This is a genomic window from Thalassomonas actiniarum (genome assembly GCF_000948975.2).
GTDB lineage: Bacteria > Pseudomonadota > Gammaproteobacteria > Enterobacterales > Alteromonadaceae > Thalassomonas > Thalassomonas actiniarum.
In genome coordinates this window covers 4,063,093-4,086,566 of sequence record NZ_CP059735.1, presented here as the reverse complement: position 1 = coordinate 4,086,566, position 23,474 = coordinate 4,063,093, and the positions used below count along the sequence as shown (strand labels likewise).

The following is a 23,474-nucleotide window of genomic DNA, read 5'->3' as shown; positions in this document are numbered from 1 at the left end:
GCAAGAGCACGCATCAAACGAGCCGTTAACCGGGCTGGACAGAAAAATGGCACCGCCCGCAAAGCCGGGCCAAGATATTAATTTTACAGGGAATGTATTATGTCGGCGAATTTAAACCAAACCAATATTGAAATAGACGATCCGAACTTCCAGGATGTCTTTACCAATCTGCAGGGCAATATATTAAAAGGACATGGCCGGGATCACTCGCGCCATGTGTTTTTCCGTTTTATCGGCAATTCGGATGAAAACTGCCGCTGGGTAGAAAAGTTTGCTTCCAAGATCACTTCGACCTTAGGGCAGGAGCAGCAAACCCGGCAATATAAAGCCGGTGGCCGCCACCAGGTTTTTGTCAATTTGATGCTGAGTTGCTCCGGCTACCAGGCGCTGGGGATTAAGCAAAAATACTGGCCGCAGGATCTGGCCTTTCGCTCGGGCATGAAAGATCTGCAGGTACGCTACGATACCGTGCCCAGGGGAGATCATCAACCGAAAAGCAATCCGTTAAATGACGATGTCCAGCAGTGGGAGTCGGCCTTTCGCAGCGATATCGACGGTATGATCTTACTTGCTTATGCCGGGGATTCGCCGTCTGAAACCGATCAGTTATTGGCGGATAAAGTAACCGAACTGAAAAATGAGCTGGCGGGCATTGCCGAAATTACCCTGGTGCAGGTCGGGCATGTGATGCGTAACGACAAAGCGCAGGTTATCGAGCATTTTGGCTTTGTTGACGGGGTCAGTAATCCCAAATTCTTTTTTTCCGATCTCAATGAAGAGTTTAAAAATGGCGGTTACAGCCGCAATGATGCCAGCGCTTCGTTAAATACCGTGCTGGTGAAAGATCCCGGCGGCGATGGCAACAGTTACGGCACTTATGTCACCTATCGCAAATTACAGCAAAATATTAAAGGTTTTTGGAAAAAGCTGGATTTGCTGGCCAATACCTTGTCCGAACTCGGGCAGCAAAAAGTCGATGCCGAATATGCCGGTGCTTTATGTGTCGGCCGTTTTAAGGACGGCACCCCGATTTCGGAGCAGGGTAACGACGGCTGGAGTAACCTGTTTAACAATTTTAACTATGATGACGATGTCGACGGCCTGCGCTGTCCGTTTCACGCCCATACCCGAAAAACCAATCCCAGGGGAGATACCGTCCGGCAGTTTAATTCTCCGCCGACCATAGAGCAAAGCCGTCGTATCGTGCGCCGGGGCATCAGTTTTGGTGAGAAAAACCTGGCCCCGGATTCGGAATGGACAGAGGCAGGATTACTCTTTATCAGTTTGCAGGCCAGTATAGTGGATCAGTTTATTTTTATGCAGCATACCTGGTGCAACAATGAAGGCTTTATCCGGAAAAAAACCGGCATCGACCCCCTGGTGGGGCAATTGGCAAACGGAGAAACGCCACAGCCGCAGTCCTGGCCGGGAAAATGGGGCAATGGTGCCAGCAAGGTGGATTTTGAATTTTCCGGCTTTGTCCGCAACCTCGGCGGTGAATATCTCTTTATGCCCAGTATCCATTTTTTACGTCATTTATCTACCCTTGATTAAGGAGTTATCGTGACCGATCTTAATGTTGATTCAGAAAACAACCCGGCAAGCAGCTCCGGTAATGCTAAAACGCCACTCCCGGGTGTGGGCAGCGCCAGCAAAGAAAACCAGGGCAAGAGCGATACCGGGGTCACAACCGCCAGATATGTGCTCGATGCCGTTGCCCGCCAAGGGGTACATCATGTCTTTATGGTACCCGGCGGTGTGGTGGATCCTTTTCTCGATCAATTTGGCGAGGAAGAGGGGGACGTTAAAGCCATAGTGGCCGCCAACGAGGCCGGGGCTGCCTATATGGCGGACGGTTATGCCCGGGCCAGCGGTTTGTTTGGCGTATGTCTGGGCATCGGCGGGCCGGGGATCGCCAATATGGTGGGACCGCTTGCCGCCGCCTACAGTGACGGCTCGCCGGTATTGACCCTGGCCGGTGAAATTCCCACCGACTGGGATGGCCGGGGAGGTTTTCAGGATGCCAGTACCGGCGGCGTCAACGATATCGGCTTCTTATCGGCCGTCACGGCCATGTCCCGGGAAATCCCCGAGGCGAAAATGGTGCCCCGGGTACTCGATAATGCCATGAGAACCATGCTCGGGCGGGAGCAAAAACCTGTGAGCCTGAGTTTTCCCAAGCAGATCCAAACCCAGGAGATCCCCCAAGGTTATACCGGGTTTAGAGGTTTGCAGGTGGAGAACATCAGTCCCAGGGGCCTGGATATTCATGGCGCGAAAAAACTGCTGTCGGCATTGGAGAAAAACGGTGCCGGTAATATTGCTATTCTTGCCGGCAGTGGCGTAACGCGCTCGCAGGCAAGCGATAAGCTGCTGGAATTTGCGCAAAAATATCATATCCCGGTGGCAACTACATTAAAGGCAAAAGGGGTTTTTCCCGAAACACATCCCTTATCCCTGGGGGTATTCGGTTATGCCGGTACCAACCATGCTACCCTGGCGTTATTAAACGGCGATAAAGACAATGCCAACTGCCCCAATGCCGGTATTGACGATAACCGCTTATTGCTGGTGTTGGGCTCAAGTTTAAACCAGCGGGATACCATGCGCTGGGACCAGCATTTAAAACCCGAAGCGGGCATCTATCAGGTGGATGTCGATATTGCCAATTTCTCGAAAAACTTCCCGGTTGATGTCGGTATTAACGGCGATATCTGTACCTTGCTGGAATGGCTGCTGCAACAGGAGCAGGACGGGCAATTAACCACTTTGCTTGAAGGGCGGGAGCAACGTCGGCAATGGCTGGACATTATAGCCGGGAAGCCGCGTTATTATCAAAATGAAGACAGGCAAAGCACCGCCATGCCCATGCATCCGGCGCGCATTATCACCGAATTGCAGATCATGGCGCCGAACAATACCGTGATTATTGCCGACTCGGGAGCACACCGGGCCTTTGCCGGGCATTACTGGCAAAGCCATGGCCCGAGGCAGTACCTGACGGCTGCAGCCATGGCGCCTATGGGCTGGGCGATCCCGGCAGGCATAGGAGCCAAGGTGGCCTGTCCGGAAAAACCCTGCGTGGTGCTCACCGGCGATGGTTGTATGTTGATGAACGGCATTGAAATCCAGAGTGCGGCGAGAAATAACCTGCCTTTGATTGTGCTGGTGATCAACAACAGCGCCCTGGGCAATGTCTATTTAAGGGCGAAAACCCCGATTGCAAAACAACTGACTACCTTAGCCACCCATGACTGGGTCGCCTTTTCCCGCTCGTTGGGGGGAGACGGCATCCGGGTGGAAGACCCCGGGGATTTGTCGCTGGCATTTGACCGGGCATTTTCCGCCAATGGCCCGTTTGTTATCGATGCCAGGTGCAGCCCGGATTTTGAAACACCTATCAACCCCTGGCGCAAAGCGGTGGAACAGGCTAGTTGGTCTGAAGATTAAGTCTGAAGATTAAGTCTGAAGATTAAGTCTGAAGATTAAGTCTGAAGACTAGCGCTAAAGAATAAGCTGATAACAAGAAGCGCCGGGCAGTAAAGGCGCTTAAATAAATTTACAGACAACTCAAGTTAATCAAGGGGGAGCCGCTTATGCCGGATGCCTCACTTGGCTGACGTTATCTAAACGACAAGGATAAGGTTATGGCAAAACTTCCGTTACCCACCCGGGATGATTTGGATGTAGAGGGACAGGAAATATACGATAAATTAATCGGGCCCAGGGATGGTTTATCCGGTATGTACCGGACCTTACTGAATCATCCGCAATTGGCCCGTCATGTCGGGGAGCTGGGCACCTATTTGCGCTATGAGAGCGAACTGGCGGGGGATATCCGCGAGCTGGGTATTTTGGCCACCGCTAGGGCGCTGGGGGCAGCTTTTGTCTGGGAAAAGCATATTGCCCCGGCAGAAAGGGCGGGTTTACCCAATTCAGTCATCGCCCAGGTGCTTGAAGGGGATATTGCCAGTGCCAGCATGAAACGCCTGTATTTGTATACCTGGCAGGTGGCAGAAGATGTGGTGCATCATCGCAGCATTGCCCAGCATACCCAGGACTGCCTGGTTGATGAAATCGGTATTCAGGCGTTTCTGGATTTAGTGATGGCTTGTGGCATGTACCGCATGATCTCTACCATAGTGTTTTCTTTTGACGTGCCTTTGCCCGAAGCAGGGGAGCCGCCCTTTTAGCGACTTTTGCCGATAAGCCTCTGGTAAATGGCTGGCTAAGGGGCTTGTCGGGGGCTTAAAGCGATCGGGCAATAAAGATTGGCTTAGTATTTTCATAACCGATACAATTGCTTAATCAGATTTTTCCCGGTAATGACAATATTCATGATCACAGTTTCCCACCTGAGTAAATCATTTCACCTCAGCAAAGAGGCAATGAAGCAACAAGATGATAAAAAAGACCCCAGACAAGCCGGCAGGCTGTTCCAGGCATTAAATGATGTCAGTTTTTCCTGTGATAAAGGCCAGGTCTTAGGCCTGTTAGGCCCCAATGGCGCAGGAAAAACCACGACGTTACGTATATTAGCCGCGGCGCTAAAACCCGACAGCGGCGCTATTGTCATTAACGACGTTGACATCATCAAAAAACCCCAGGAAGCCAAAAAGAAAATTGGCTTTTTATCCACGAAAACCGGCCTATATAACCGATTGACTGCCAAGGAAAATATCGAATATTTTGCCAAGCTTCATGGTATGAGTGAGCAGCAAATCAAGGAGTATGGCGAAGCCCTTTATCAGCAGCTTGATATTGAAGCTTATTTGCACCGACGGGTGGAAACCTTGTCTAGCGGCATGCAGCAAAAAGTCTCGATTGCCCGCTCGGTGATCCATCAGCCGGAAGTTTTGGTGTTGGATGAGCCCACCACAGGACTGGATATCATGGCAACGGAGGCAATATTGGAATTTATCGACAGCCAGCGCAACCTGGGGCGGCCGGTAATTTTTTCTACTCATCATTTAGATGAAGTCGCCATGCTGGCGGATAAAGTGGCGATTATTGCCCAGGGCACCACTTGTTTTAGCGGCTCGCTCGAACAGATGCAACAACGCAGCCAATGCCGGGATTTAAGGAAGGCCTTTATGGCGATTTTATCGGGGCGGGACCAAGATAGCGGCCAGCAGATACACACCGGAGAGCAGTAACATGTGGCAAGTATATAAAAAAGAGCTTTTAGAGCTGGTACGCGACAGGAAAACATTATTTTTTATGATAGCCCTGCCGCTGCTTATTTTCCCGGTGATTTTTGCCGTCATGGGAGCCGTGGTGGCCAGTGCCGCCATCGAGGAAGAGCAAAAAGTGCTGCGTTACGCCATTATCAACGGCGAGCAGGCAAGCCGCTTTGAAGAAAGCCTGTTTTATCACCGGGATTTTCAGCGCCAGGAAATGCCGCTGGAACAGGATGAGGATATTTTTACGGCGATCCGCAGCGGCACACTGGATTTAGTGATTAAAATCAATGTACAACATCAGGATGATTTAACGCTCGGGCAACAAAGCCAGTGGCAGCTGTACTTTAATGACTCGTCACAATTGAATCAGGTAAAACAAAAGGTCAATAAGGTCTTTAATCAATACCTGCAAAACCTCAGGCAAGATAAGTTCGGCGAACTCGGCATTAATGAAGAGCAGTTTAAACTGTTAATGAAACCTGTGTTGCTCAAAACCGTAGATACCGCCAACGAAAGGGAAAACTTAGGCGAACAAATCGGCGGCCTGCTGCCGTATTTGCTGATCGTGTTATGTTTAACCGGCGCCATGTATCCCGCCATAGATTTGGGGGCGGGGGAAAAAGAGCGTGGCACGCTGGAAACCCTGTTACTGACGCCTATTTCCCGCTACGCCCTGGTGTTGGGTAAGTTTTTTACCATTATGACCACGGGCATAGTCACGGCGCTGATCACCGTATTTTCTCTGGTGATGTGGAGTTACCTTATCGGCGAACTTGCCGATGTTGATGTTGTTGCCCGGGTACTGGCTTCGGTGGGGTTAACCGATCTGTTATTAATGCTGTTGATGCTGATCCCGGTATCGGCTATTTTTGCCGCCATTTTACTGTCCATTTCCATTTATGCCCGCAGCTTTAAAGAAGCACAAAATTATATGGGCCCGATGTCTATGCTGGGGTTTTTTCCTGTAATGGTGGCGATGCTGCCGGGGATAAAGCTTAACTGGAGCTGGTCCCTGGTGCCTATATCCAATGTCGCGCTGGCGATCAAAGAGATATTAAAAGGCACCATAGATCACTGGATGCTGGTATCTATCCTGGCATCGAGCTCGGTGTTTGCCCTGGTTGCGATTCTTTTTTGCGTATACATTTTCAATAAAGAATCCGTGCTATTTCGCTGATGATAAGTGTTGATAGTAAGTTTAATAAGATGCTGATTAGTAAGGGGGAGTTATGGCAATGGGGTTAATGGAGCAGGCGTTTGTGTTTCTCGGCGCCGGTGTGGTGACTGTGCCTATTGCCAAAAGGTTGGGACTGGGCTCCGTGCTGGGTTACCTGATCGCCGGAGTGATCATCGGCCCTTATGTGCTGGGTATAGTCGGTAGCCATCTGGAAAATGTCATGCATTTTGCCGAGTTTGGCGTGGTGATGATGTTGTTTCTGGTGGGGCTGGAGCTGCAACCGTCTATTTTATGGAAGCTCAGGGTGCCTATTGTCGGCCTTGGCGGCGCCCAGGTGGTGCTGAGCACGGCGTTGTTAACTGCAGTGGCTTTGTTATTCGGCCTGAGCTGGCAGATGGCACTGGCGGTGGGTATGATTTTGGCGCTTTCCTCAACCGCAATCGTACTGCAATTGCTCAATGAAAATGGCCTGATGAAGACCGAGCTCGGGCAATCTTCTTTTGCCGTGTTGTTGTTTCAGGATATCGCGGTAATTCCCATGCTGGCCTTGATGCCGCTGCTGGCAATGGCAGGTGCGGCAACAACCGAGCCAGCAGCGGGGCAGTTAACCGGTTATCAGCATGCCCTGCAATTGGTTGCCGTGATCGGCGGCATTATTTTAGCGGGTAAGTTTTTATTACGTCCACTGTTTCGCATTATTGCCCAAACCAAGATGCGGGAAATTTTTACCGCCACCGCCTTATTTTTGGTGGTGGGCATTGCCCTGTTGATGGACAGCATAGGCGTTTCTGCGGCGCTGGGCACTTTCCTGGCGGGCGTGGTATTGGCGGAAAGCGAATACCGCCATGAGCTGGAAGCCGAAATTGCGCCTTTTAAAGGCCTGCTGCTTGGGCTGTTTTTTATCTCGGTCGGCGCCAGTATTAATTTTGCCATTTTGCTGGCCAAGCCGGTCTTTATTCTCGCCTTAGTCTTTGGCCTTATCCTCTGTAAAATGCTGGTGCTGTTTGTGCTGGGTAAACTGTTTAAGATGCAGGGCATTAACCGCTGGTTTTTCTCTTTTGCCCTGGCGCAGTCGGGGGAATTTTGCTTTGTATTATTCACCTTTGCCAGCCAGCACCATATTTTAACGCCGGACATTACCGAGCCGCTGGTGGTGGTGGTGGCGTTATCTATGGCGGTCACTCCGCTGCTGATGATAGTGAATAACAAGGTGGTGGAGCCTTTCTTTTCAGGGGCCGATAGCCAGGAAGAGATCGAGGCGGATCATATCGATGACGGCGATACCCCGGTGATTTTGGCGGGCATGGGGCGTTTCGGTCAAATAGTATCAAGGCTGTTGATCATGAAGGGACACCAGGTAACGGTACTTGAGCATGATGCCACCCAGGTGGAGCTGGTGCGAAAATTTGAAAATAAGGTTTTTTACGGCGACGCCTCGCGCCCGGATTTATTACATGCCGCCGGCGCAGAAACGGCTAAGCTTTTGATCGTGGCGGTAGATGAACATGAAAAAACGCTGGAAATTGTTGAGCATGCCCGTAAGCATTATCCCCATTTAAAAATACTGGTGCGGGCGGTGGGCCGACTTGAAGTGCATGAGTTGCAGGAAAGCGGCGCCGATATTATTGTCCGGGAAACTTTTCATTCGGCACTGAATTTAGCTGAGCAGGCGTTAACCAGCCTGGGGGTTGAAGCCGAGGAAGCCCGGCGCTCGGCGGCTATTTTTAAAGAGCATGATGAGCGAAATATTATCGCCATGGCTGAATTGTACGGTGATGAAAAAGGTTATCGCTCCCAGGCCCAGGAAAATTACCGGGCACTGGCGGCGGTGTTACAGGCGGACAGTCAGGATGCCCGTGCCTTTAATGAGCAATGCGATGAAACATCGGGAAAATGTCCCGATTGAGGGTGAGTTGAGTCACATTTTTAACTATGCCGCCGCTTTCTAAGGCGGCATTTTAACCCTTGCTTTGTTGTTTTTTGCCCACCGTCAGGCTGACGGTTATGAAGGTAATTTCAGTCTAGCCTTGAGTGAGCAGCTCTAAGCGTTTGAATGACAGTAATATTCAACCGTCGTATTTCTTGTCTGAGTCTGTGCTCTTTCGATGTCGTGCATGTTTGCGCCAACAAGCTCTTTGTGAATCTTTATGTGCAGTGATGACTTTTCTTATCCTTTTCGTTGACTTAGCTATTGATTAATCAAAGAAGCAAAGGGTCTTGTTCTATACTTGGGATCAGAGCTTGAGCGCGGTCGGTGGACTGTTTAGTGATGATAGCTAAGAGGAGTATTTCCGGGGGAACAGGAAAGTCTCCATATCTGCTCATTATTTGAAGCACCGGTTGAAACAACTGCCCGGTTGTTGATCTTGGTGCTTGAATAAGTAAAAAAGCTTTATATTATAGTCAGTAATAACATTTTTCTGTATAGACACTATCGCATAGTAATAGGGAATGTTACCGGTACTGTGATGAGATTATGAGTATAAAAAAAATTCTGTTCGGCTTTTTCCTGATTGCTTTCGCCTCTGTCGCAAGTGTTAGTTTTACTATCTATAAAATGCAAATTCTGACCGATAATATGCTGAATATTTTTATTCATCCCTTTCAGGTCAATAATGCGGTCGCTGAAATTTATACCGGCGTCACTGTGATGGATCGCGATTTAAAAGCGGCGATTCATGTGCATGATATCGAACATATCGTCGAAAATATCAGGGTGTTGAACCAAAAAATTCACCAACAGGAAGAGCGCATTGAGTATAACTTTGCCATTATTTATGAAAATTATTTAGGGGATAACCACGATATTGATAACGCCTATCATGCCTTTATCCGCTGGAAAACCTTGGCTGGGCAGTTGTCTGATCTACTCAGGAAAGGGAAAAACCACCAGGCGAATCAACTGCACAATACTCAGGGCATTGAAGCAATTGAACATTTTTACCAGCAAAATAAGGTGCTGAATGATTTTGCGGTAAAAAAAGCCAGTGAATATCATAGCTTTTCCGTCGTTAACAGCAACCAGAATACAGTAACCATCATTTTATCCCTGACCTTGATATTCTCGGGGTTTATCACTTTTTATATCGTAAAAAACCTGTTTGCCCTCAACCAAAACTATCAGCATCAGTTATATCTGCTAGATCAAAATATCCTGACGGCGACATTGACCCGGGATAAAAAAGTTGTTGATATCAGTTATGCCTTATGTCGGATATTAAAGCTGGACAGGGATGCTACTTTACATTCTGTCAATGATTGTTTTTTTACCGATGAACAGCAGTTTCTGAAATTTGAGCAGGATATTTTATCCGGTATCCCGGTAAGCCGTGAAGTTTATATTCATGTTGCCGGGCAAAAGCTCTGGTTTCATTTAGAAGTTATTCCTGAGAGCAGTCATGGGGAGGAGGTTGATACCTTTAATTTATTTTTTAATGACATTACCGATAAAAAATTATTAGAAAAATTGTCGATTACCGATAACATGACCGGACTTTATAATCGTAATTATTTCGATAGTGTTTTTCCCCGGGAGTTCAGGCGGGCGAAGCGGGATGAAAAATTATTTTCCGTGGTATTGCTCGATATCGATTTCTTTAAGCAATATAACGACACCTATGGCCACCAGGAGGGAGATAAAGCCTTGATTGCCGTGGCTAAGGTCTTAATTGATCAGGCCAAGCGTTCATCTGACTTTGCCTTCAGGGTTGGTGGGGAAGAGTTCTTGATCTTAACCAATCAGAAAGATTTTATTTCTCTGGAATTATTTGCCCTTAATATTATTCACAGCGTTGAAGCACTAAAAATTCCCCATGAACCGAGTACGGTTTCCGAGTTTTTAACGGTTTCCGCCGGGGCTATTCAGGTGTCATATAAAGAAGACATGACACCGGATGAAGTATATAAAGCTGCTGATGAGCTCTTGTATCAAGCCAAGTCAGCAGGACGCAATGGCTTGAAGGTTAAGTCTGTAGTGTAAAGGGAAGTGATTCGCTTTAAGTGAAAGCCGGGTGAACTGAAAGTAGAGCCAGGCTCTGCTAGTTTGGCGGCATCATTTAAGTTCTCTGAAAAGATCTTACTATTTAATCATCGTCTTCGCCTGAAATCATAATAGATAACGTGGCAGGAGGATTGGACTGGGCATTACTTATCTCAGGACGGGACATAGATAAAGAAAAAGGGCTGCAAATAATTGCAGCCCTTTATTAGGTGGCTCCCCAAACTGGGCTTGAACCAGTGACACACGCTGGGGTTATAAAGAGTACAGTCCGTCGCTCTGGTCTTTGAGTTATTGGCAGTATATTTTTTCAGGTAAAGAAAAAGGGCTGCAAATAATTGCAGCCCTTTATTAGGTGGCTCCCCAAACCGGGCTTGAACCAGTGACACACGCCGGGGTTATAAAGAGTACAGTCCGTCGCTCTGGTCTTTGAGTTATTGGCAGTATATTTTTTCAGGTAAAGAAAAAGGGCTGTAAATAATTGCAGCCCTTTATTAGGTGGCTCCCCAAACTGGGCTTGAACCAGTGACACACGCTGGGCTTATAAAGAGTACAGTCCGTCGCTCTGGTCTTTGAGTTATTGGCAGTATATTTTTTCAGGTAAAGAAAAAGGGCTGCAAATAATTGTAGCCCTTTATTAGGTGGCTCCCCAAACTGGGCTTGAACCAGTGACACACGCCGGGCTTATAAAGAGTACAGTCCGTCGCTCTGGTCTTTGAGTTATTGGCAGTATATTTTTTTCAGGTAAAGAAAAAGGGCTGCAAATAATTGCAGCCCTTTATTAGGTGGCTCCCCAAACTGGGCTTGAACCAGTGACACACGGATTAACAGTCCGTCGCTCTACCAACTGAGCTATTGGGGAATAAATTTTTACTTCTAAAAGAACCCGAATTAATTCCAGTTCTAAAATGTGGCTCCCCAAACTGGGCTTGAACCAGTGACACACGGATTAACAGTCCGTCGCTCTACCAACTGAGCTATTGGGGAATAATTTTTTACTTCTAAAAGAACCCGAATTAATTCCAGTTCTAAAAATGTGGCTCCCCAAACTGGGCTTGAACCAGTGACACACGGATTAACAGTCCGTCGCTCTACCAACTGAGCTATTGGGGAATCGTTTTATTTGTTGGTGTCTGACCAACGGGGCGGAATATTAAAGAGCACGGGCGATACTGTCAACACAAAAAAGTGAAAAAAAGAAATAATTTGTCCGTTTGCTTAAATTGCGGACAAGTGGCTGTGGATATCACCGCTTTTTGTTTTGTTTTCGAACAAGGGAAAGTTTGTGGTTTAAAACCATATACTTATTTTGGCTTTGTGAATGAACATTTGCTCACCTGTCATTATCGGGCTTGGTTCAGATTAAGGTAAAAGGTTGAGGTGAGGTCAGGGGATTGTAAGTTAATTTACTTTAAATCGAAGTTGTGACGCACGTGGGCTTGTCTTAATAAAGAGTAAGAGTAGAGTCCGTGCTTCTGGTCTCTGAGCTGTTGGGATACATTTTTCAAGATAAAGAAAAAGGCTGCAAATAATTGCAGCCTTTTTAAAGGTGGCTCCCCAAACTGGGCTTGAACCAGTGACACACGGATTAACAGTCCGTCGCTCTACCAACTGAGCTATTGGGGAATAATTTTTTACGTTGCTCTGCTCTTATCATAAGAGAAAGCCAAGAACCCGAATAAAATTCCAGTTCTAAAAATGTGGCTCCCCAAACTGGGCTTGAACCAGTGACACACGGATTAACAGTCCGTCGCTCTACCAACTGAGCTATTGGGGAATTGTTTTATTTGTTGGTGTCTGACCAACGGGGGCGAATATTAAAGAGCACTCGCGAAGCTGTCAACACAAAAATAACAAAAAATGAAATAATTTGTTTGTTTGCTTAAATTGCAGGCAGGTGGGGGAAGGTATCGCCATTTTTAGCTGTGTTTCTAATCTGGTGCTAAGTTGAAGCTAATGATCTTAGCTTTGTATTTGATAGTGAAGCAATAAAGCTGCCTATATATCGTAGTCGTCGGTATTGCTCAAAAATTCGTGTTATTTCAGAGTGAACTTAATAGGCCACCCGTAATAACTCCAGTGACTATTAATTATATTTATAGTCACTGGAGTTATTTTGGTTGGCCTAATTAAGATTGGAGAGTGCCATCGGTATAATTTCTAAGCTGGTTTTTTTAATACGATGGTGCTATTTTGTGTATATATTGCACCATTTAGGATGATTGTTATGCCGCGACAAAGTATTACATTGACCAAGCCCAATGAAGAGTGGCTGTTATCACAGGTTGATAATGATGAATATTCAAGTAAAAGCGAGTTGATCAATGATTTGATAAGGAAGGCCAGGCGTGCTGAAGCAATAAATCAGAAGCTTGAGCGAGCTGAGCAAAGTGGCTTTACCGAGCAAACTGCAGCAGAGATCCTGGCTGAAGCTAAAGCAAGTGTTATATCACGATGAGCGATTACCTTCTTTCCTGCAATGCGAAAGAGGATTTAAAAAGAATATATGCTTACGGTGTTGCTGAATTTGGGGAGAAAAAAGCCGAAAGTTATTTTTATGCATTCTTTGATAAATTTGAACAGATAGCAAGCTCTCCCTATTTATATCAAACTGTTGATCATATTCGCCCGGGTTATAGAAGGTGTGTCTGCGGTCGAGATAGCATTTATTATCGAGTTATTAATAACACAACCGAAATTATGGCTGTTATAGGTGAGCAAGAAACTGATCTTTGGCTGTAAGCAAACATACGTTTTATTTTTAGCTAGTAAGCTTATGATTTTTTTAGTTTAAAGTGTCCTTTTTACCCGTTGGCTATTGTTGGATCGCAGCAGCAGTTTCTGCTGTAAACAACTCTACCCATATCCGAAAAAATCCTGATAAATAAAATCAATATCCTGTTGATTTAACCAGCCGGTTGGTCTTTTCTATATAGTGCTCTCTTGCACATCAGGAGAGCACCCAGGCATAGCAATCCCGCATTGTTACTGCATATAGCCATAACAATGCGGCAACAGCTGTCGCCAACAAACGTGGTAAAGAAAAGCAGTAATACAAGTCGCAACCCCTGAGTGTACCAGCACCCAGAGATTGCTAACCAAAACGAACTTAAAAGGAGTCCGTCATGGCTGAATATCATCATACGTCAGAGCCTGGCTCGGCAAAAGCAAAATCTCCCGCCACCCGTCAACTTAAAGTATTGGAAACTATCCGTAATCCGGGAGTAAGAACCCGGAGCGTCGGCATTAACTATGTGCCGGTAAAGCTTGAGCCTTGTATTGTCCTGCAGGGGAAATGGCTCGAACAGGCCGGTTTCTCTATTGGGGAAAAGGTGACCGTAACTGTCAACAAGGGGGAGTTGGCAATAACGGCAAGTCAGGTCTTGCCTGATATCGCTGTTAAATCTTAACGGGTACAAGAATGGCTGCGTCCTTAATGGGCGCAGCAGACGAACAAGGTTTGTCTGCCTCAAATGCTATCAATTATAGTGACAGGCATATACTAAAATGCGGGGTTGGCTTCTATCTTAGCCGGGTAAAGATAAAATCAATTCAGCTGTGTTTTTTATATAGGCATCACTAGTCCCCATCCATACTCATTTCTTCTGCCGTTTGAATTTTATTCGAAAATACGGTGATAGCGCCAATTTTTGCTGGATTTTCAATCAATATCTAAGTTGTGAACAATAACCACATAGTTATCCACTAATCTTGTGGATAACTATGTGAGTTACTCTGTAATAAAACTGAGCTAAAACGGTAACATAGGCGCTGTAGGGCGATTGATGTTTTGTTTGTTATTTGGTTTTTACTTTAAAATCAATTAGCTAGATGCTATTTGTTAATAACTGTTGTTATCCGGTTGATTTTTAAACAAAGTATGCTTGTATTCGCTTATTGTGGGTATTTTTTGTCTGGATTATGAACAATGTAGATTTTTAACGACATTCTCCCCAGATGAAAAACGGTGTAACACTTTATTGGCATATTTACATAGCGACTGAGGGCAGTATCTTTTACAATGGCTTTTTTGCCCGGTTATAAAGTTAATTTTCAGGGATTCTTCCTCCGGGTGTCATAGGTTAAGATGGTTAACCTCCTATAGAAAAGAGCTTTGATGACAAAAACTAAGATAAAGACCCCGGTAAATCTTCTCGAAGACCCAGTATCACCGACATTAAAACGTATGACCACACCGGTTATCTACAGCATGATATTGCTGATGTCGTTTAATTTAGTCGATACCTTTTTTGTCGGCCTGTTGGGTACCCAGCCCCTGGCGGCCATTAGTTTTACCTTTCCCATTACCTTTACCGTGATCAGCCTCACTATAGGTCTGGGTATAGGGACCTCAGCGGTGATTGCCAAGTTTCTTGGCAGCGGCGACTCTGAGGCGGCAAAAAACTCCGCGACCACGGCCTTGTATTTGGCCGCTGTTATTGTCTCTATGCTCGCCTATGTAGGTTATATTTTTGCCGATGAAATCTTTACCCTGCTCGGCGCTGAAGCTTCACTGTTACCCACCATACATTTATATATGGATGTCTGGTTCCTGGGCAGTGCCTGTTTAATTGGCCCCATGATCGGTAATGCCGTGCTTCGGGCTTCAGGGGATACCAAAACCCCCAGCTTCATTATGGGGGGCGCAGGGTTAATCAATGCGGTATTAGATCCCATCTTTATTTTCGGTTTTGGCCCGGTGCCGGCCATGGGCATTCAGGGGGCGGCTATCAGCACCCTGATCTCCTGGTTATGTGGTACCGCTTTTGTGCTTTATATTCTGATTCATAAAAAGCAGCTGGTGCATACTAAGCTTTTAGCCCTTAGCGATTTTATTAAATCAAGCAAAGGCATCCTGCATATCGGCTTACCGGCTGCGGGGGCCAATATGCTGACCCCTATTGCTGCGGCGGTATTAACGGCAATTGTCGCCACTTATGGCGAATCTGCGGTAGCGGCCTTTGGTGTCGGTACCCGCATTGAGTCGATTGCCTGTTTGCTGGTGCTGGCCTTGTCTATGACTTTGCCGCCTTTTATCAGCCAGAATTTCGGTGCCGGTCATATGCACAGGGTTGAGCAAGCTTTTAAAAGCTCGATAAAATTTGTCCTTGCCTGGCAGGTATTGGTTTATGCGCTGTTGGTGCTTATTGCTCCCTTTATTGCCGATGCCTTTGCCAAAGAGCAGGCGGTTGCAGATATTATCATTTTATTTATCTGGATCTTACCTTTAGGTTACGGCCTGCAGGGTATTATTATTTTAACCAACTCATCCTTTAACGCCCTGCATAAACCTATGGTGGCTCTGGTGTTAAGCATTATCCGCTTATTTGTCTGTTATGTGCCTTTGGCTTATCTGGGCAGCTTAATATACGGCTTAGAGGGCTTCTTTATCGGGGCCTTGACGGGGAACCTGGTGATGTCGTGTATTTCTTATCGTTTATTTACCAAGCAGTTTAAATGTGAACAGGTGAAAGAAACAGAGGTAATGTCCTGATGAAGTCTTTAGAACTCGTATCTGATTATACCCCGGGGGGAGATCAGCCCGGAGCAATTAAGCAGTTGCTTGAAGGCGTAGATGCCGGTTTGGCCCATCAGACTTTACTCGGGGTGACCGGCTCGGGTAAAACCTTTACCGTGGCCAATGTTATTGCCCAATTGAACCGCCCGACCATGATGCTGGCGCCGAATAAAACCTTGGCGGCCCAGCTTTACGGGGAAATGAAAGAGTTCTTCCCTAATAATGCCGTTGAGTATTTTGTTTCTTATTATGATTATTATCAGCCTGAAGCCTATGTTCCGACCACAGATACTTTTATTGAAAAAGATGCCTCGGTTAATGAACATATAGAGCAGATGCGCTTGTCGGCCACCAAAGCCTTATTGGAACGCCGTGATGTTATTATCGTCGCTTCTGTTTCGGCCATTTATGGTTTGGGTGATCCCGACTCCTACCTGAAGATGATGTTGCACCTGCGGGTGGGAGATATTATTAACCAGCGCGATATTCTGCGCCGGCTAGCCGAGCTGCAATATACCCGTAATGATATGGCCTTCCAGCGGGCAACCTACCGGGTGCGCGGTGATGTGATTGATATTTTTCCGGCAGAATCTGATCGCCTGGCGTTAAGGGTTGAGCTTTTTGATGAAGAAATCGAACGTATCAGCCAGTTTGATCCCTTAACCGGCAGTGTCGAGCAGGTGCTGGCCCGGGTGACGGTTTACCCTAAAACCCACTATGCCACCCCGAGGGAGAAAATCCTGGCGGCGGTTGAGCAAATCAAGATCGAGCTTAAACACAGATCCCAGCAGCTTAAAGACAACAATAAGCTGGTGGAAGAGCAAAGGGTGGTGCAGCGTACCCAGTTTGATATTGAAATGATGACCGAGCTCGGCTACTGCTCAGGCATCGAAAACTATTCCCGCTATTTATCCGGACGGGAGCCGGGAGAAGCGCCGCCGACCCTGTTCGACTATTTACCCGACGACGGTTTGCTGATCATAGATGAGTCCCATGTTACCGTGCCGCAAATCGGCGCCATGTATAAAGGGGACAGATCCCGTAAGGAAAACCTGGTGGAATATGGTTTCCGTCTGCCGTCGGCACTGGATAACCGGCCGATGAAGTTTGATGAATTTGAGGCACTGGCGCCGCAAACCATTTATGTCTCGGCGACCCCGAGTAATTATGAAGTTGATAAGTCCGGTGATGAAATTGCCGAGCAGGTGGTCAGGCCCACAGGTTTATTGGATCCGCAAATTGAAGTACGCCCGGTGGAAACCCAGGTGGATGACTTGTTGTCGGAAATCAATAAGCGGGTCGCGATAAATGAGCGGGTACTGGCAACCACCTTAACCAAACGCATGGCAGAAGATCTCACCGATTACCTGGACGAGCACGGCATCAAAACCCGTTATCTGCATTCGGATGTTGATACCGTCGAGCGGGTGGAAATTATCCGTGATTTCCGTTTAGGGAAATTTGATGTCTTGATCGGCATTAACTTGCTGCGAGAAGGCCTGGATATGCCGGAAGTTTCCCTGGTGGCGATCCTCGATGCCGACAAGGAAGGTTTCCTGCGCTCTGAGCGCTCCCTTATTCAGACCATAGGCCGCGCCGCCCGTAATGAGAACGGTATGGCCATTTTATATGCCGCCCGTATTACCGGCTCGATGAAAAAAGCCATCGAAGAAACCGAGCGCCGCCGGGAAAAACAACATCAGTTTAACCTGGATAATAATATTGTGCCGCGCGGGGTAAAACGGAAAATTACCGATGTGATGGATGTCGATACCGCCAACTTTGAGCCGTTAACCGAACAAGAAGGTGAGCGTCTGGTGGCGGAGCAGAAAGCCGGTTATAAAGCCTTATCCACCCAGGAAATTGATGAGAAGGTTAAGCAGCTTGAAAACACTATGTACCAACATGCACAAAACTTAGAGTTTGAACAAGCTGCCGCAATCAGGGACGAAATTGCTAAGCTCAGGGAGCAGCAATTGGCTACTTAGGGCTCCTGGTTGAGGGAGATATTTATACCACTTATGTATTATGTAAAGTAAAGAGTTGTCGTTATTTCAGTTCCATGATTGAATGATGGTTAATAATGCTAGCTACGGCGTCACTGCTGCAGTGAGACAAGCTGCTTATTTCTTCAATAATCTGGTCCTGAATATCGACAGGGAACAACATCAGTTGTTCAAGATATAAGTGGGCTTTGGTCTCGTTGTTTTCTTTGATCATATCCGCTAAATGCATGGCGTGATTCTTCCATATTGCACTCATAAAGGCTCCTCAGTGAAACAGTGGATACTCTTTTAAGTCTAGAACATGGCCTTTGGATGGTTATACCTATTGGCTATCAAAAAAAAGCAGCTAGAACGCTGGAGTTATAATGTATACAAAATGTTTGTTATTTACTGTTTATGTTAAATTTTTCCAGCCGGTATAAAAATGCTTTGTAGGACATTTGCAGGTATTTAGCCGCTTTCGTACGATTTCCCTGGTGAAAGTCCAACGTATTTGCCAGACATTGCCGCTCAAAGGCCTCCCAGTTGAAACCTTGCTCCGGTAAGTCAACCTGCGGCAATTCGCCACTCTCATTTGATGATAAGGTCTCAGACGACATGTTTGCCGTCAGCTCATCGATATCGTTTAACAGCACAAAACGTTCGATACGGTTTGATAATTCCCGGACATTCCCCGGCCAGTGGTACTCCAGCAGCGCCCGGTAGCTTTCACTGTTCAGCGGTTCAGCCTGGCATTGGTGCTGTTTGCTGTGTGCGGCAATAAAATGATCGGCAAGCAGCGGGATGTCCTGCTGACGTTCACGCAGTGCCGGCATGTTGATAGGTACGACATTGAGGCGGTAAAACAGATCTTCGCGAAAGTTCCCGTCTCTCACTTCCTGTTGCAAATCCCTGTGGGTGGCGGCGATCACCCTGACATCGAGTTTTATTTCCTGGTGGCTGCCGAGACGGCAAATGGTGCCTTCCTGGAGAAACCTCAACAGATGGGCCTGCAGCGAAGGGGAAAGTTCGCCGATTTCATCTAAAAAGATGGTGCCTTGATCGGCGGCTTCAAAACGGCCGATTTTGGTATTGTTGGCCCCGGTATAGGCGCCTTTTTCTGCGCCGAATAATTCCGCTTCCGCCAGGGATTCGGCGATGGCGCCGCAGTTGATGGCGATAAACTTCCGGTGGTTGCGGTTAGAGCGCTCATGTAAGGCCCGTGCTGCCAGCTCTTTACCTGTGCCGCTTTCCCCTAGAATCAACACGGTGGCATTGGTAGCGCTGACTTTATCGATGCGCTGATACACCGCCTGCATACAGGGGGCTTTACCCACCAGGCCGATCAGCTGTTTTTGCTCGCTCAGCTGGGCGCTAAGTTGCTGATTTTGGCTGCGCAGCTCTTTGGCCTTGAGGGCTTTTTCTATGGTCAGCAACAATTCCTGGCGCTGGAAAGGTTTAGGCAGGTAATCATCGCTGCCCTGTTGCAGGGCTTCTACCGCATGGCTGATGGTGCCGTAGGCGGTGGCAATAACAAACCCCGTGAGCGGGGTATTTTTCCTGACATAATTAAGCAGGTCGATGCCGGTTAGTTGCCCGAGTTTCCAGTCGGAGAAAATAACATCAAACTGATGTTCCTTGATCAGTAAAATAGCCTGTTCGACACAGTCGGCCTCGGTTACCCGGTATTGGCTCAGGGTGAGAATATCGCATATTAAAGCTCTTTGTTCATGATCATCTTCGACGACTAAGATATGGTTATTGGACATTATACTTCCCGGTTTTGTGCAAATGAGGCGGTGGCGATGCAGCCGTTTGCCTGTGGATGATTGATTAAAGTGATATTGCCCCGGTAATGTGACCTGATAATGCGCCGGGCGATATATAAGCCCATACCGGCGCCCGAAGGTTTGGTCGAGACATGGGGCTGAAAGAGTTTATCTGCCACTTGCCGCTCCAGTCCCGGCCCTTGATCTATTACGGTTATCTCCAGTATGTTAGCCGCCTTAAGTGCTCCCCGAATGCAGACCTTAGCGTTTTCACCGTTGGCTTCGCAGGCGTTTATGATCAGGGTATGCAAGATGCTGCGCACCTCTGTTTCTGCCGCTGTGATGGTTAAGCTGTCCGGGAATTGCAGGTCAAAGACCTGGTTTTTACCCTGGCTGGACTTATATTCAAGAATAATATCTTGTACCACCGCCAGCAGCGGAATGTGTTCGTTGCGGCTAATGCCGGTCGTGGTCAGGGTCAGCAGGGCTTTAATGTTTTTATCGATATGGCCGATCTTATCCCGTACGGTAACCGAGAGCTGTTTTTTTTGCTCGGGAGTTAATTCGTCCCGGATCAGCTGCTCAATGGACAAGCCTATGGTATGTATCGGGCTTCTTAAGGCATGGGCCAGGCCCCGACTTACTTCGCCAAGCTCTGCCAGGTGGGCGATTTCTTTATGCTGTTTTTCTTGTTCCGTCAGCTGCGCCAGTTTCGCAACCATAGTATTGAAGTGATCTATGGTCTTGCTGATCTCTTTTACCCCCTGGGCCGGTACCTGATGTTGATAATCACCGCCGGCCAGGTGCTTAAAGCCCAGTACCAGGCTTTTCAGAGGTTTACTAAATTGGCTGCTTAACCAGTAAGCAAAGAGCAGGGCAATGACCGCCGAGCCGATTAAGGCAATTTTTATCGATTCGATAAGGTTTTTGCTGTCCTGGCCAAGGGGGTTGTTGCTGATCCTTAGCTGTTGCCTGTCCCCGGTTTTTTTATAAATAACCTTGGGAAAAGGGGAGTCCTGGGTAAAGTGCGGTGTTTTGCTGTCATGTATGTTATCAACCAGGCGAATTAACTGTTCTTTTAGTATGGCTTTATCGGGGAGCTGTTTTTCAATCACCAGCACGCGGGTATTTTCTTTTATTGGCTGCTGGTGCTTTGTTGCTACTTCAGGCGTTTCAACTACTTTAATTTGTTCATCATCAATGCGTTCAATGGCGATATCTATCACTTCCTTAGTTAAAAACCGGGCCTGCTTGGCGACATCATCGGCCACCTTATATTCAAGCCAGTACACCAGCGCCAGTTGTGACAGGGTTAACAACACTATCAGGGCGCCGATCAAGGCAAACAAATAACTTTTTAACGACATATTTAATATATTCTATCAGCTGAAAACACAGGAAATGCATCAAGTATAATGCCAACATTAGGTGAAAATGAAACAAAATTATTAGTTGTTAAAACAAGTAGTTATTACTTGTATCAAGGGAAGGTTTCATTTTGGCGGTACCGGCAGGTATTAATTTCCTGATATCGGGAAACTGACTTCCTTATATGGGTAAATCATGGATAAATCAAAAGGAGGGATTTTTGCCTTTATCCATTTAAGTTGTTGAAAAATAATGCTTAGTCAAGTTAGGCACAATTATCGCTCTCTTGAATGAGACCAATATCCGATATCTTATTTTAAGGAAAGTATTATGATTAATTTTCGCAGTTCATCTCTGGTATTAGCCATGACCCTGGCAGGTTTAACTTTAAGCACTCAGGTATCTGCCTTGTCGGCAGAGCCGGTGACCAAGGTAAAAGAATTCAAAATCAAAGCCGGTGACGGCGGCGATGCCAGCATTTTCGCGAATGTTAACGGGGAGTTTATCCGGGTGGAAGTGCCCAAGCAGGCGCTGGAGGATAAAGAAGCGTTAGAAGCTGCACTATCCGGTTTACCCCAGGATGTTCGCGAGACAGTCTCAGCGGTTTTAACCGATGTTGAGTTTGGTGAAGATAATATCAAGTTCAAAAAGCTGATTGTTGAAGCCAAGGATGCGGCTAAGGGCCGGGTGCGAGTAAATTTAAGTGGTGATTCAGGAGAAGAGCGGGTGATAGTCGTGGATGCCGATGAAGCAGGGCATGAGCTCAGCCATCACAAGTTTTTTGAGTCGATAGACGGTAATAAAGTGATTAAAATCATCTCAGGCGATAAAAGTAAGGCCGTCGGTAAAGAGACCATTATCCGGTTATTATCGGCGGCCGATTTGACGGCGCAGGAGCTGGATGAAATACAACAGGCACTGGATAAGAAGCGCTAGTACGGGAGGTATTAGCCTGGACTTAGGCCTGAACAGCAATTTGTCGATAAAGAAAACGCCCGTACGGGCGTTTTCTTTTTACCTGATACCGGCGGGGGTTATGCTTCGTATGCGATTGGATCGCTGACCTTATTATCTGCAAAGGCTTCTAAACGTTCCTGGCAGGCGCCGCATTTACCGCAGGCTTTCTCCCGGCCGTTATAACAGGTCCAGGTCTGGCTGTAATCCAATCCCATGGCAATGCCATCGGTGAGTATGTCGGTTTTACTGACCTTCAGGTAGGGGCTGAAGATTTCCACCGGCTCATAGTTGGCGATTTGGCAGACATCGTTCATTTTCATCACAAATTCCGGGCGGCAGTCGGGATAGATGGCGTGATCCCCTGAGTGGGCGCCGTAATATACCTGACTGGCTTTTACCGATACCGCATAACCTACTGCCAGCGATAATAAGATCATGTTACGGTTGGGTACTACCGTGGACTTCATGGAATCTTCTTCATAGTGTCCTTCGGGGATCTCAATGTTATCGGTAAGGGATGAACCGGCAAGTAACTCATTTATCGCGGAAATATCTATGATTTTATGAGGTACATTGAGTTTTTTACAGACTTCGCTGGCACATTCCAATTCTTTGACATGGCGCTGGCCGTAGTCAAAAGAGAGGGCGTACACTTCTTTGCCATCTTTTAAGGCACGATTTAATACCGTGAAGGAGTCCATGCCTCCGGAATAAATTACAACAACTTTTTCAGTCATTTCTACTGTCTCTTGGGGTATAATCACTTTCTTGCGCGATTTTACTCGATCTAACTAAAAGGCTAAAGCATTAAAGTGAAGACAACTTGTTATAAGATTAACGAATTATTTGAAACCATCCAGGGGGAAGGCTCCTTTACCGGACAGCCCTCGATTTTTATTCGTTTACAGGGATGCCCGGTGGGCTGCTCCTGGTGTGATACTAAGCATACCTGGGAAATAGACCCGCAATTACAAGTGGCAAGCGATGTTATGCTGGGCAAAACTCAGGAATCCGATTACTGGAGCGAGTTGTCGATCGAGCAGATCCTCGAGACCATTACAACAGAAGGTTATCAGGCCAAACATATAGTGCTGACCGGCGGAGAGCCTTGCATGGTGGATTTGAAACCTTTATGTGAGGCCCTGGAGCAGGCGGGCTTTTCCTGCCAGGTGGAAACTTCCGGCACTTTTGAAATCCGGGTCAGCGATAATTGCTGGGTCACGGTTTCCCCAAAAGTGAATATGCGCGGCGGTTATGAAATTTTAACTTCTGCCATGTCCAGGGCGAATGAAATTAAGCATCCGGTGGCCACAGAGCAACATGTGGATGAATTAAAGGCCTTGTTGGCCGAACATCAGATCACGACAACCCCGGTCTATTTACAGCCTATCAGCCAGAAGCCCAGGGCAACTGAGCTGGCCATTAAAACCTGTATAGAAAATAACTGGCGTTTATCGGTGCAGGTGCATAAATACTTGGGTATTGAATAAAAAACTAAAACCTAAAACCTTAGGTTTTTA

18 protein-coding genes and 5 tRNA genes are annotated in these 23,474 nt (G+C 47.0%); 14 read left to right on the top strand and 9 right to left on the bottom strand.

Features of this window, described 5'->3' with window-relative positions:
• Positions 1-99 precede the first annotated feature (99 nt).
• From SG35_RS17740 to SG35_RS17710, 7 genes are all read left to right on the top strand, one after another.
• Positions 100-1,554: a Dyp-type peroxidase gene (locus tag SG35_RS17740; protein ID WP_044833912.1), complete on the top strand. Its 1,455-nt coding sequence runs from the start codon at positions 100-102 to the stop codon at positions 1,552-1,554.
• A 9-nt stretch (positions 1,555-1,563) separates the two neighbouring features.
• Entirely contained in the window at positions 1,564-3,450 is a 1,887-nt protein-coding gene (locus SG35_RS17735; RefSeq protein WP_053043167.1) for a thiamine pyrophosphate-binding protein, read from the top strand.
• Positions 3,451-3,647: 197 nt separating this feature from the next.
• Positions 3,648-4,193, top strand: a complete 546-nt coding sequence (locus SG35_RS17730; protein WP_044833911.1) for a carboxymuconolactone decarboxylase family protein — start codon at positions 3,648-3,650, stop codon at positions 4,191-4,193.
• Between the two features lie 144 nt (positions 4,194-4,337).
• Entirely contained in the window at positions 4,338-5,156 is an 819-nt protein-coding gene (locus tag SG35_RS17725; protein ID WP_044833910.1) for an ABC transporter ATP-binding protein, read from the top strand.
• Position 5,157: 1 nt separating this feature from the next.
• Positions 5,158-6,360 (top strand): ABC transporter permease, encoded by a 1,203-nt coding sequence (locus tag SG35_RS17720; RefSeq protein WP_044833909.1) that lies wholly within the window; start codon positions 5,158-5,160, stop codon positions 6,358-6,360.
• 52 nt (positions 6,361-6,412) lie between these two features.
• Positions 6,413-8,266, top strand: coding sequence for a monovalent cation:proton antiporter-2 (CPA2) family protein (locus SG35_RS17715; protein WP_044833908.1), 1,854 nt, complete (start codon positions 6,413-6,415; stop codon positions 8,264-8,266).
• Positions 8,267-8,836: 570 nt separating this feature from the next.
• Entirely contained in the window at positions 8,837-10,339 is a 1,503-nt protein-coding gene (locus SG35_RS17710) for a GGDEF domain-containing protein (protein WP_053043166.1), read from the top strand.
• An 804-nt stretch (positions 10,340-11,143) separates the two neighbouring features.
• Here SG35_RS17710 and SG35_RS17705 read toward each other — a convergent pair.
• From SG35_RS17705 to SG35_RS17685, 5 genes are all read right to left on the bottom strand, one after another.
• Positions 11,144-11,219, bottom strand: a tRNA-Asn gene (locus SG35_RS17705).
• A gap of 49 nt (positions 11,220-11,268) precedes the next feature.
• Positions 11,269-11,344 (bottom strand) — tRNA-Asn (locus tag SG35_RS17700).
• Positions 11,345-11,394: 50 nt separating this feature from the next.
• Positions 11,395-11,470, bottom strand: a tRNA-Asn gene (locus tag SG35_RS17695).
• 437 nt (positions 11,471-11,907) lie between these two features.
• Positions 11,908-11,983 (bottom strand) — tRNA-Asn (locus tag SG35_RS17690).
• A 75-nt stretch (positions 11,984-12,058) separates the two neighbouring features.
• Positions 12,059-12,134, bottom strand: a tRNA-Asn gene (locus tag SG35_RS17685).
• Positions 12,135-12,584: 450 nt separating this feature from the next.
• Here SG35_RS17685 and SG35_RS17680 point away from each other — a divergent pair.
• From SG35_RS17680 to uvrB, 5 genes are all read left to right on the top strand, one after another.
• Positions 12,585-12,815, top strand: a complete 231-nt coding sequence (locus tag SG35_RS17680; RefSeq protein ID WP_044833907.1) for a ribbon-helix-helix domain-containing protein — start codon at positions 12,585-12,587, stop codon at positions 12,813-12,815.
• A complete protein-coding gene (locus SG35_RS17675) occupies positions 12,812-13,099 on the top strand; it encodes a type II toxin-antitoxin system RelE/ParE family toxin (protein ID WP_152646682.1) in 288 nt (95 codons plus the stop codon). The genes SG35_RS17680 and SG35_RS17675 overlap by 4 nt, the downstream gene beginning before the upstream one ends.
• A 383-nt stretch (positions 13,100-13,482) precedes the next feature.
• Positions 13,483-13,767, top strand: a complete 285-nt coding sequence (locus SG35_RS17670) for a SymE family type I addiction module toxin (RefSeq protein WP_044833905.1) — start codon at positions 13,483-13,485, stop codon at positions 13,765-13,767.
• Between the two features lie 707 nt (positions 13,768-14,474).
• Positions 14,475-15,851, top strand: coding sequence for an MATE family efflux transporter (locus SG35_RS17665; RefSeq protein ID WP_044833904.1), 1,377 nt, complete (start codon positions 14,475-14,477; stop codon positions 15,849-15,851).
• Positions 15,851-17,863, top strand: coding sequence for an excinuclease ABC subunit UvrB (gene uvrB, locus SG35_RS17660; RefSeq protein ID WP_420794540.1), 2,013 nt, complete (start codon positions 15,851-15,853; stop codon positions 17,861-17,863). Before SG35_RS17665 ends, uvrB begins: the two co-directional genes overlap by 1 nt.
• Positions 17,864-17,924: 61 nt before the next feature.
• On the opposite strand, the gene SG35_RS17655 is transcribed toward uvrB, so the two are convergent.
• From SG35_RS17655 to SG35_RS17645, 3 genes are all read right to left on the bottom strand, one after another.
• On the bottom strand, positions 17,925-18,137 hold the full coding sequence (locus tag SG35_RS17655) for a hypothetical protein (protein WP_044833902.1): 213 nt from the start codon (positions 18,135-18,137) through the stop codon (positions 17,925-17,927).
• A 127-nt stretch (positions 18,138-18,264) separates the two neighbouring features.
• Positions 18,265-19,629 carry a sigma-54-dependent transcriptional regulator gene (locus SG35_RS17650; RefSeq protein ID WP_044833901.1) on the bottom strand — a complete coding sequence of 455 codons (1,365 nt, stop codon included), beginning with the start codon at positions 19,627-19,629 and terminating at the stop codon, positions 18,265-18,267.
• On the bottom strand, positions 19,629-20,996 hold the full coding sequence (locus SG35_RS17645) for a sensor histidine kinase (protein ID WP_053043165.1): 1,368 nt from the start codon (positions 20,994-20,996) through the stop codon (positions 19,629-19,631). The genes SG35_RS17650 and SG35_RS17645 overlap by 1 nt, the downstream gene beginning before the upstream one ends.
• Positions 20,997-21,327: 331 nt before the next feature.
• Between SG35_RS17645 and SG35_RS17640 the strand changes: the two genes are divergently transcribed.
• On the top strand, positions 21,328-21,933 hold the full coding sequence (locus tag SG35_RS17640) for a hypothetical protein (RefSeq protein WP_044833900.1): 606 nt from the start codon (positions 21,328-21,330) through the stop codon (positions 21,931-21,933).
• 98 nt (positions 21,934-22,031) lie between these two features.
• Here SG35_RS17640 and queC read toward each other — a convergent pair whose 3' ends face one another.
• Entirely contained in the window at positions 22,032-22,691 is a 660-nt protein-coding gene (gene queC, locus SG35_RS17635; protein ID WP_044833899.1) for a 7-cyano-7-deazaguanine synthase QueC, read from the bottom strand.
• A gap of 75 nt (positions 22,692-22,766) precedes the next feature.
• On the opposite strand from queC, the gene queE reads away from it, so the two are divergent.
• Entirely contained in the window at positions 22,767-23,444 is a 678-nt protein-coding gene (gene queE / locus SG35_RS17630) for a 7-carboxy-7-deazaguanine synthase QueE (protein WP_044833898.1), read from the top strand.
• Positions 23,445-23,474 lie beyond the last annotated feature (30 nt).

Excerpts from the sequence above, each read along its gene's own strand:
- SG35_RS17680 (WP_044833907.1), top strand. The coding sequence starts at position 12,585 with ATGCCGCGACAAAGTATTACATTGACCAAGCCCAATGAAGAGTGGCTG.
- SG35_RS17715 (WP_044833908.1), top strand. The coding sequence starts at position 6,413 with ATGGCAATGGGGTTAATGGAGCAGGCGTTTGTGTTTCTCGGCGCCGGT.
- SG35_RS17655 (WP_044833902.1), bottom strand. The coding sequence starts at position 18,137 with ATGAGTGCAATATGGAAGAATCACGCCATGCATTTAGCGGATATGATC.
- SG35_RS17710 (WP_053043166.1), top strand. The coding sequence starts at position 8,837 with ATGAGTATAAAAAAAATTCTGTTCGGCTTTTTCCTGATTGCTTTCGCC.
- SG35_RS17650 (WP_044833901.1), bottom strand. The coding sequence starts at position 19,629 with ATGTCCAATAACCATATCTTAGTCGTCGAAGATGATCATGAACAAAGA.
- SG35_RS17720 (WP_044833909.1), top strand. The coding sequence starts at position 5,158 with ATGTGGCAAGTATATAAAAAAGAGCTTTTAGAGCTGGTACGCGACAGG.
- SG35_RS17675 (WP_152646682.1), top strand. The coding sequence starts at position 12,812 with ATGAGCGATTACCTTCTTTCCTGCAATGCGAAAGAGGATTTAAAAAGA.
- uvrB (WP_420794540.1), top strand. The coding sequence starts at position 15,851 with ATGAAGTCTTTAGAACTCGTATCTGATTATACCCCGGGGGGAGATCAG.
- SG35_RS17640 (WP_044833900.1), top strand. The coding sequence starts at position 21,328 with ATGATTAATTTTCGCAGTTCATCTCTGGTATTAGCCATGACCCTGGCA.
- SG35_RS17730 (WP_044833911.1), top strand. The coding sequence starts at position 3,648 with ATGGCAAAACTTCCGTTACCCACCCGGGATGATTTGGATGTAGAGGGA.
- SG35_RS17670 (WP_044833905.1), top strand. The coding sequence starts at position 13,483 with ATGGCTGAATATCATCATACGTCAGAGCCTGGCTCGGCAAAAGCAAAA.
- SG35_RS17740 (WP_044833912.1), top strand. The coding sequence starts at position 100 with ATGTCGGCGAATTTAAACCAAACCAATATTGAAATAGACGATCCGAAC.
- SG35_RS17645 (WP_053043165.1), bottom strand. The coding sequence starts at position 20,996 with ATGTCGTTAAAAAGTTATTTGTTTGCCTTGATCGGCGCCCTGATAGTG.
- SG35_RS17725 (WP_044833910.1), top strand. The coding sequence starts at position 4,338 with ATGATCACAGTTTCCCACCTGAGTAAATCATTTCACCTCAGCAAAGAG.
- SG35_RS17665 (WP_044833904.1), top strand. The coding sequence starts at position 14,475 with ATGACAAAAACTAAGATAAAGACCCCGGTAAATCTTCTCGAAGACCCA.
- queC (WP_044833899.1), bottom strand. The coding sequence starts at position 22,691 with ATGACTGAAAAAGTTGTTGTAATTTATTCCGGAGGCATGGACTCCTTC.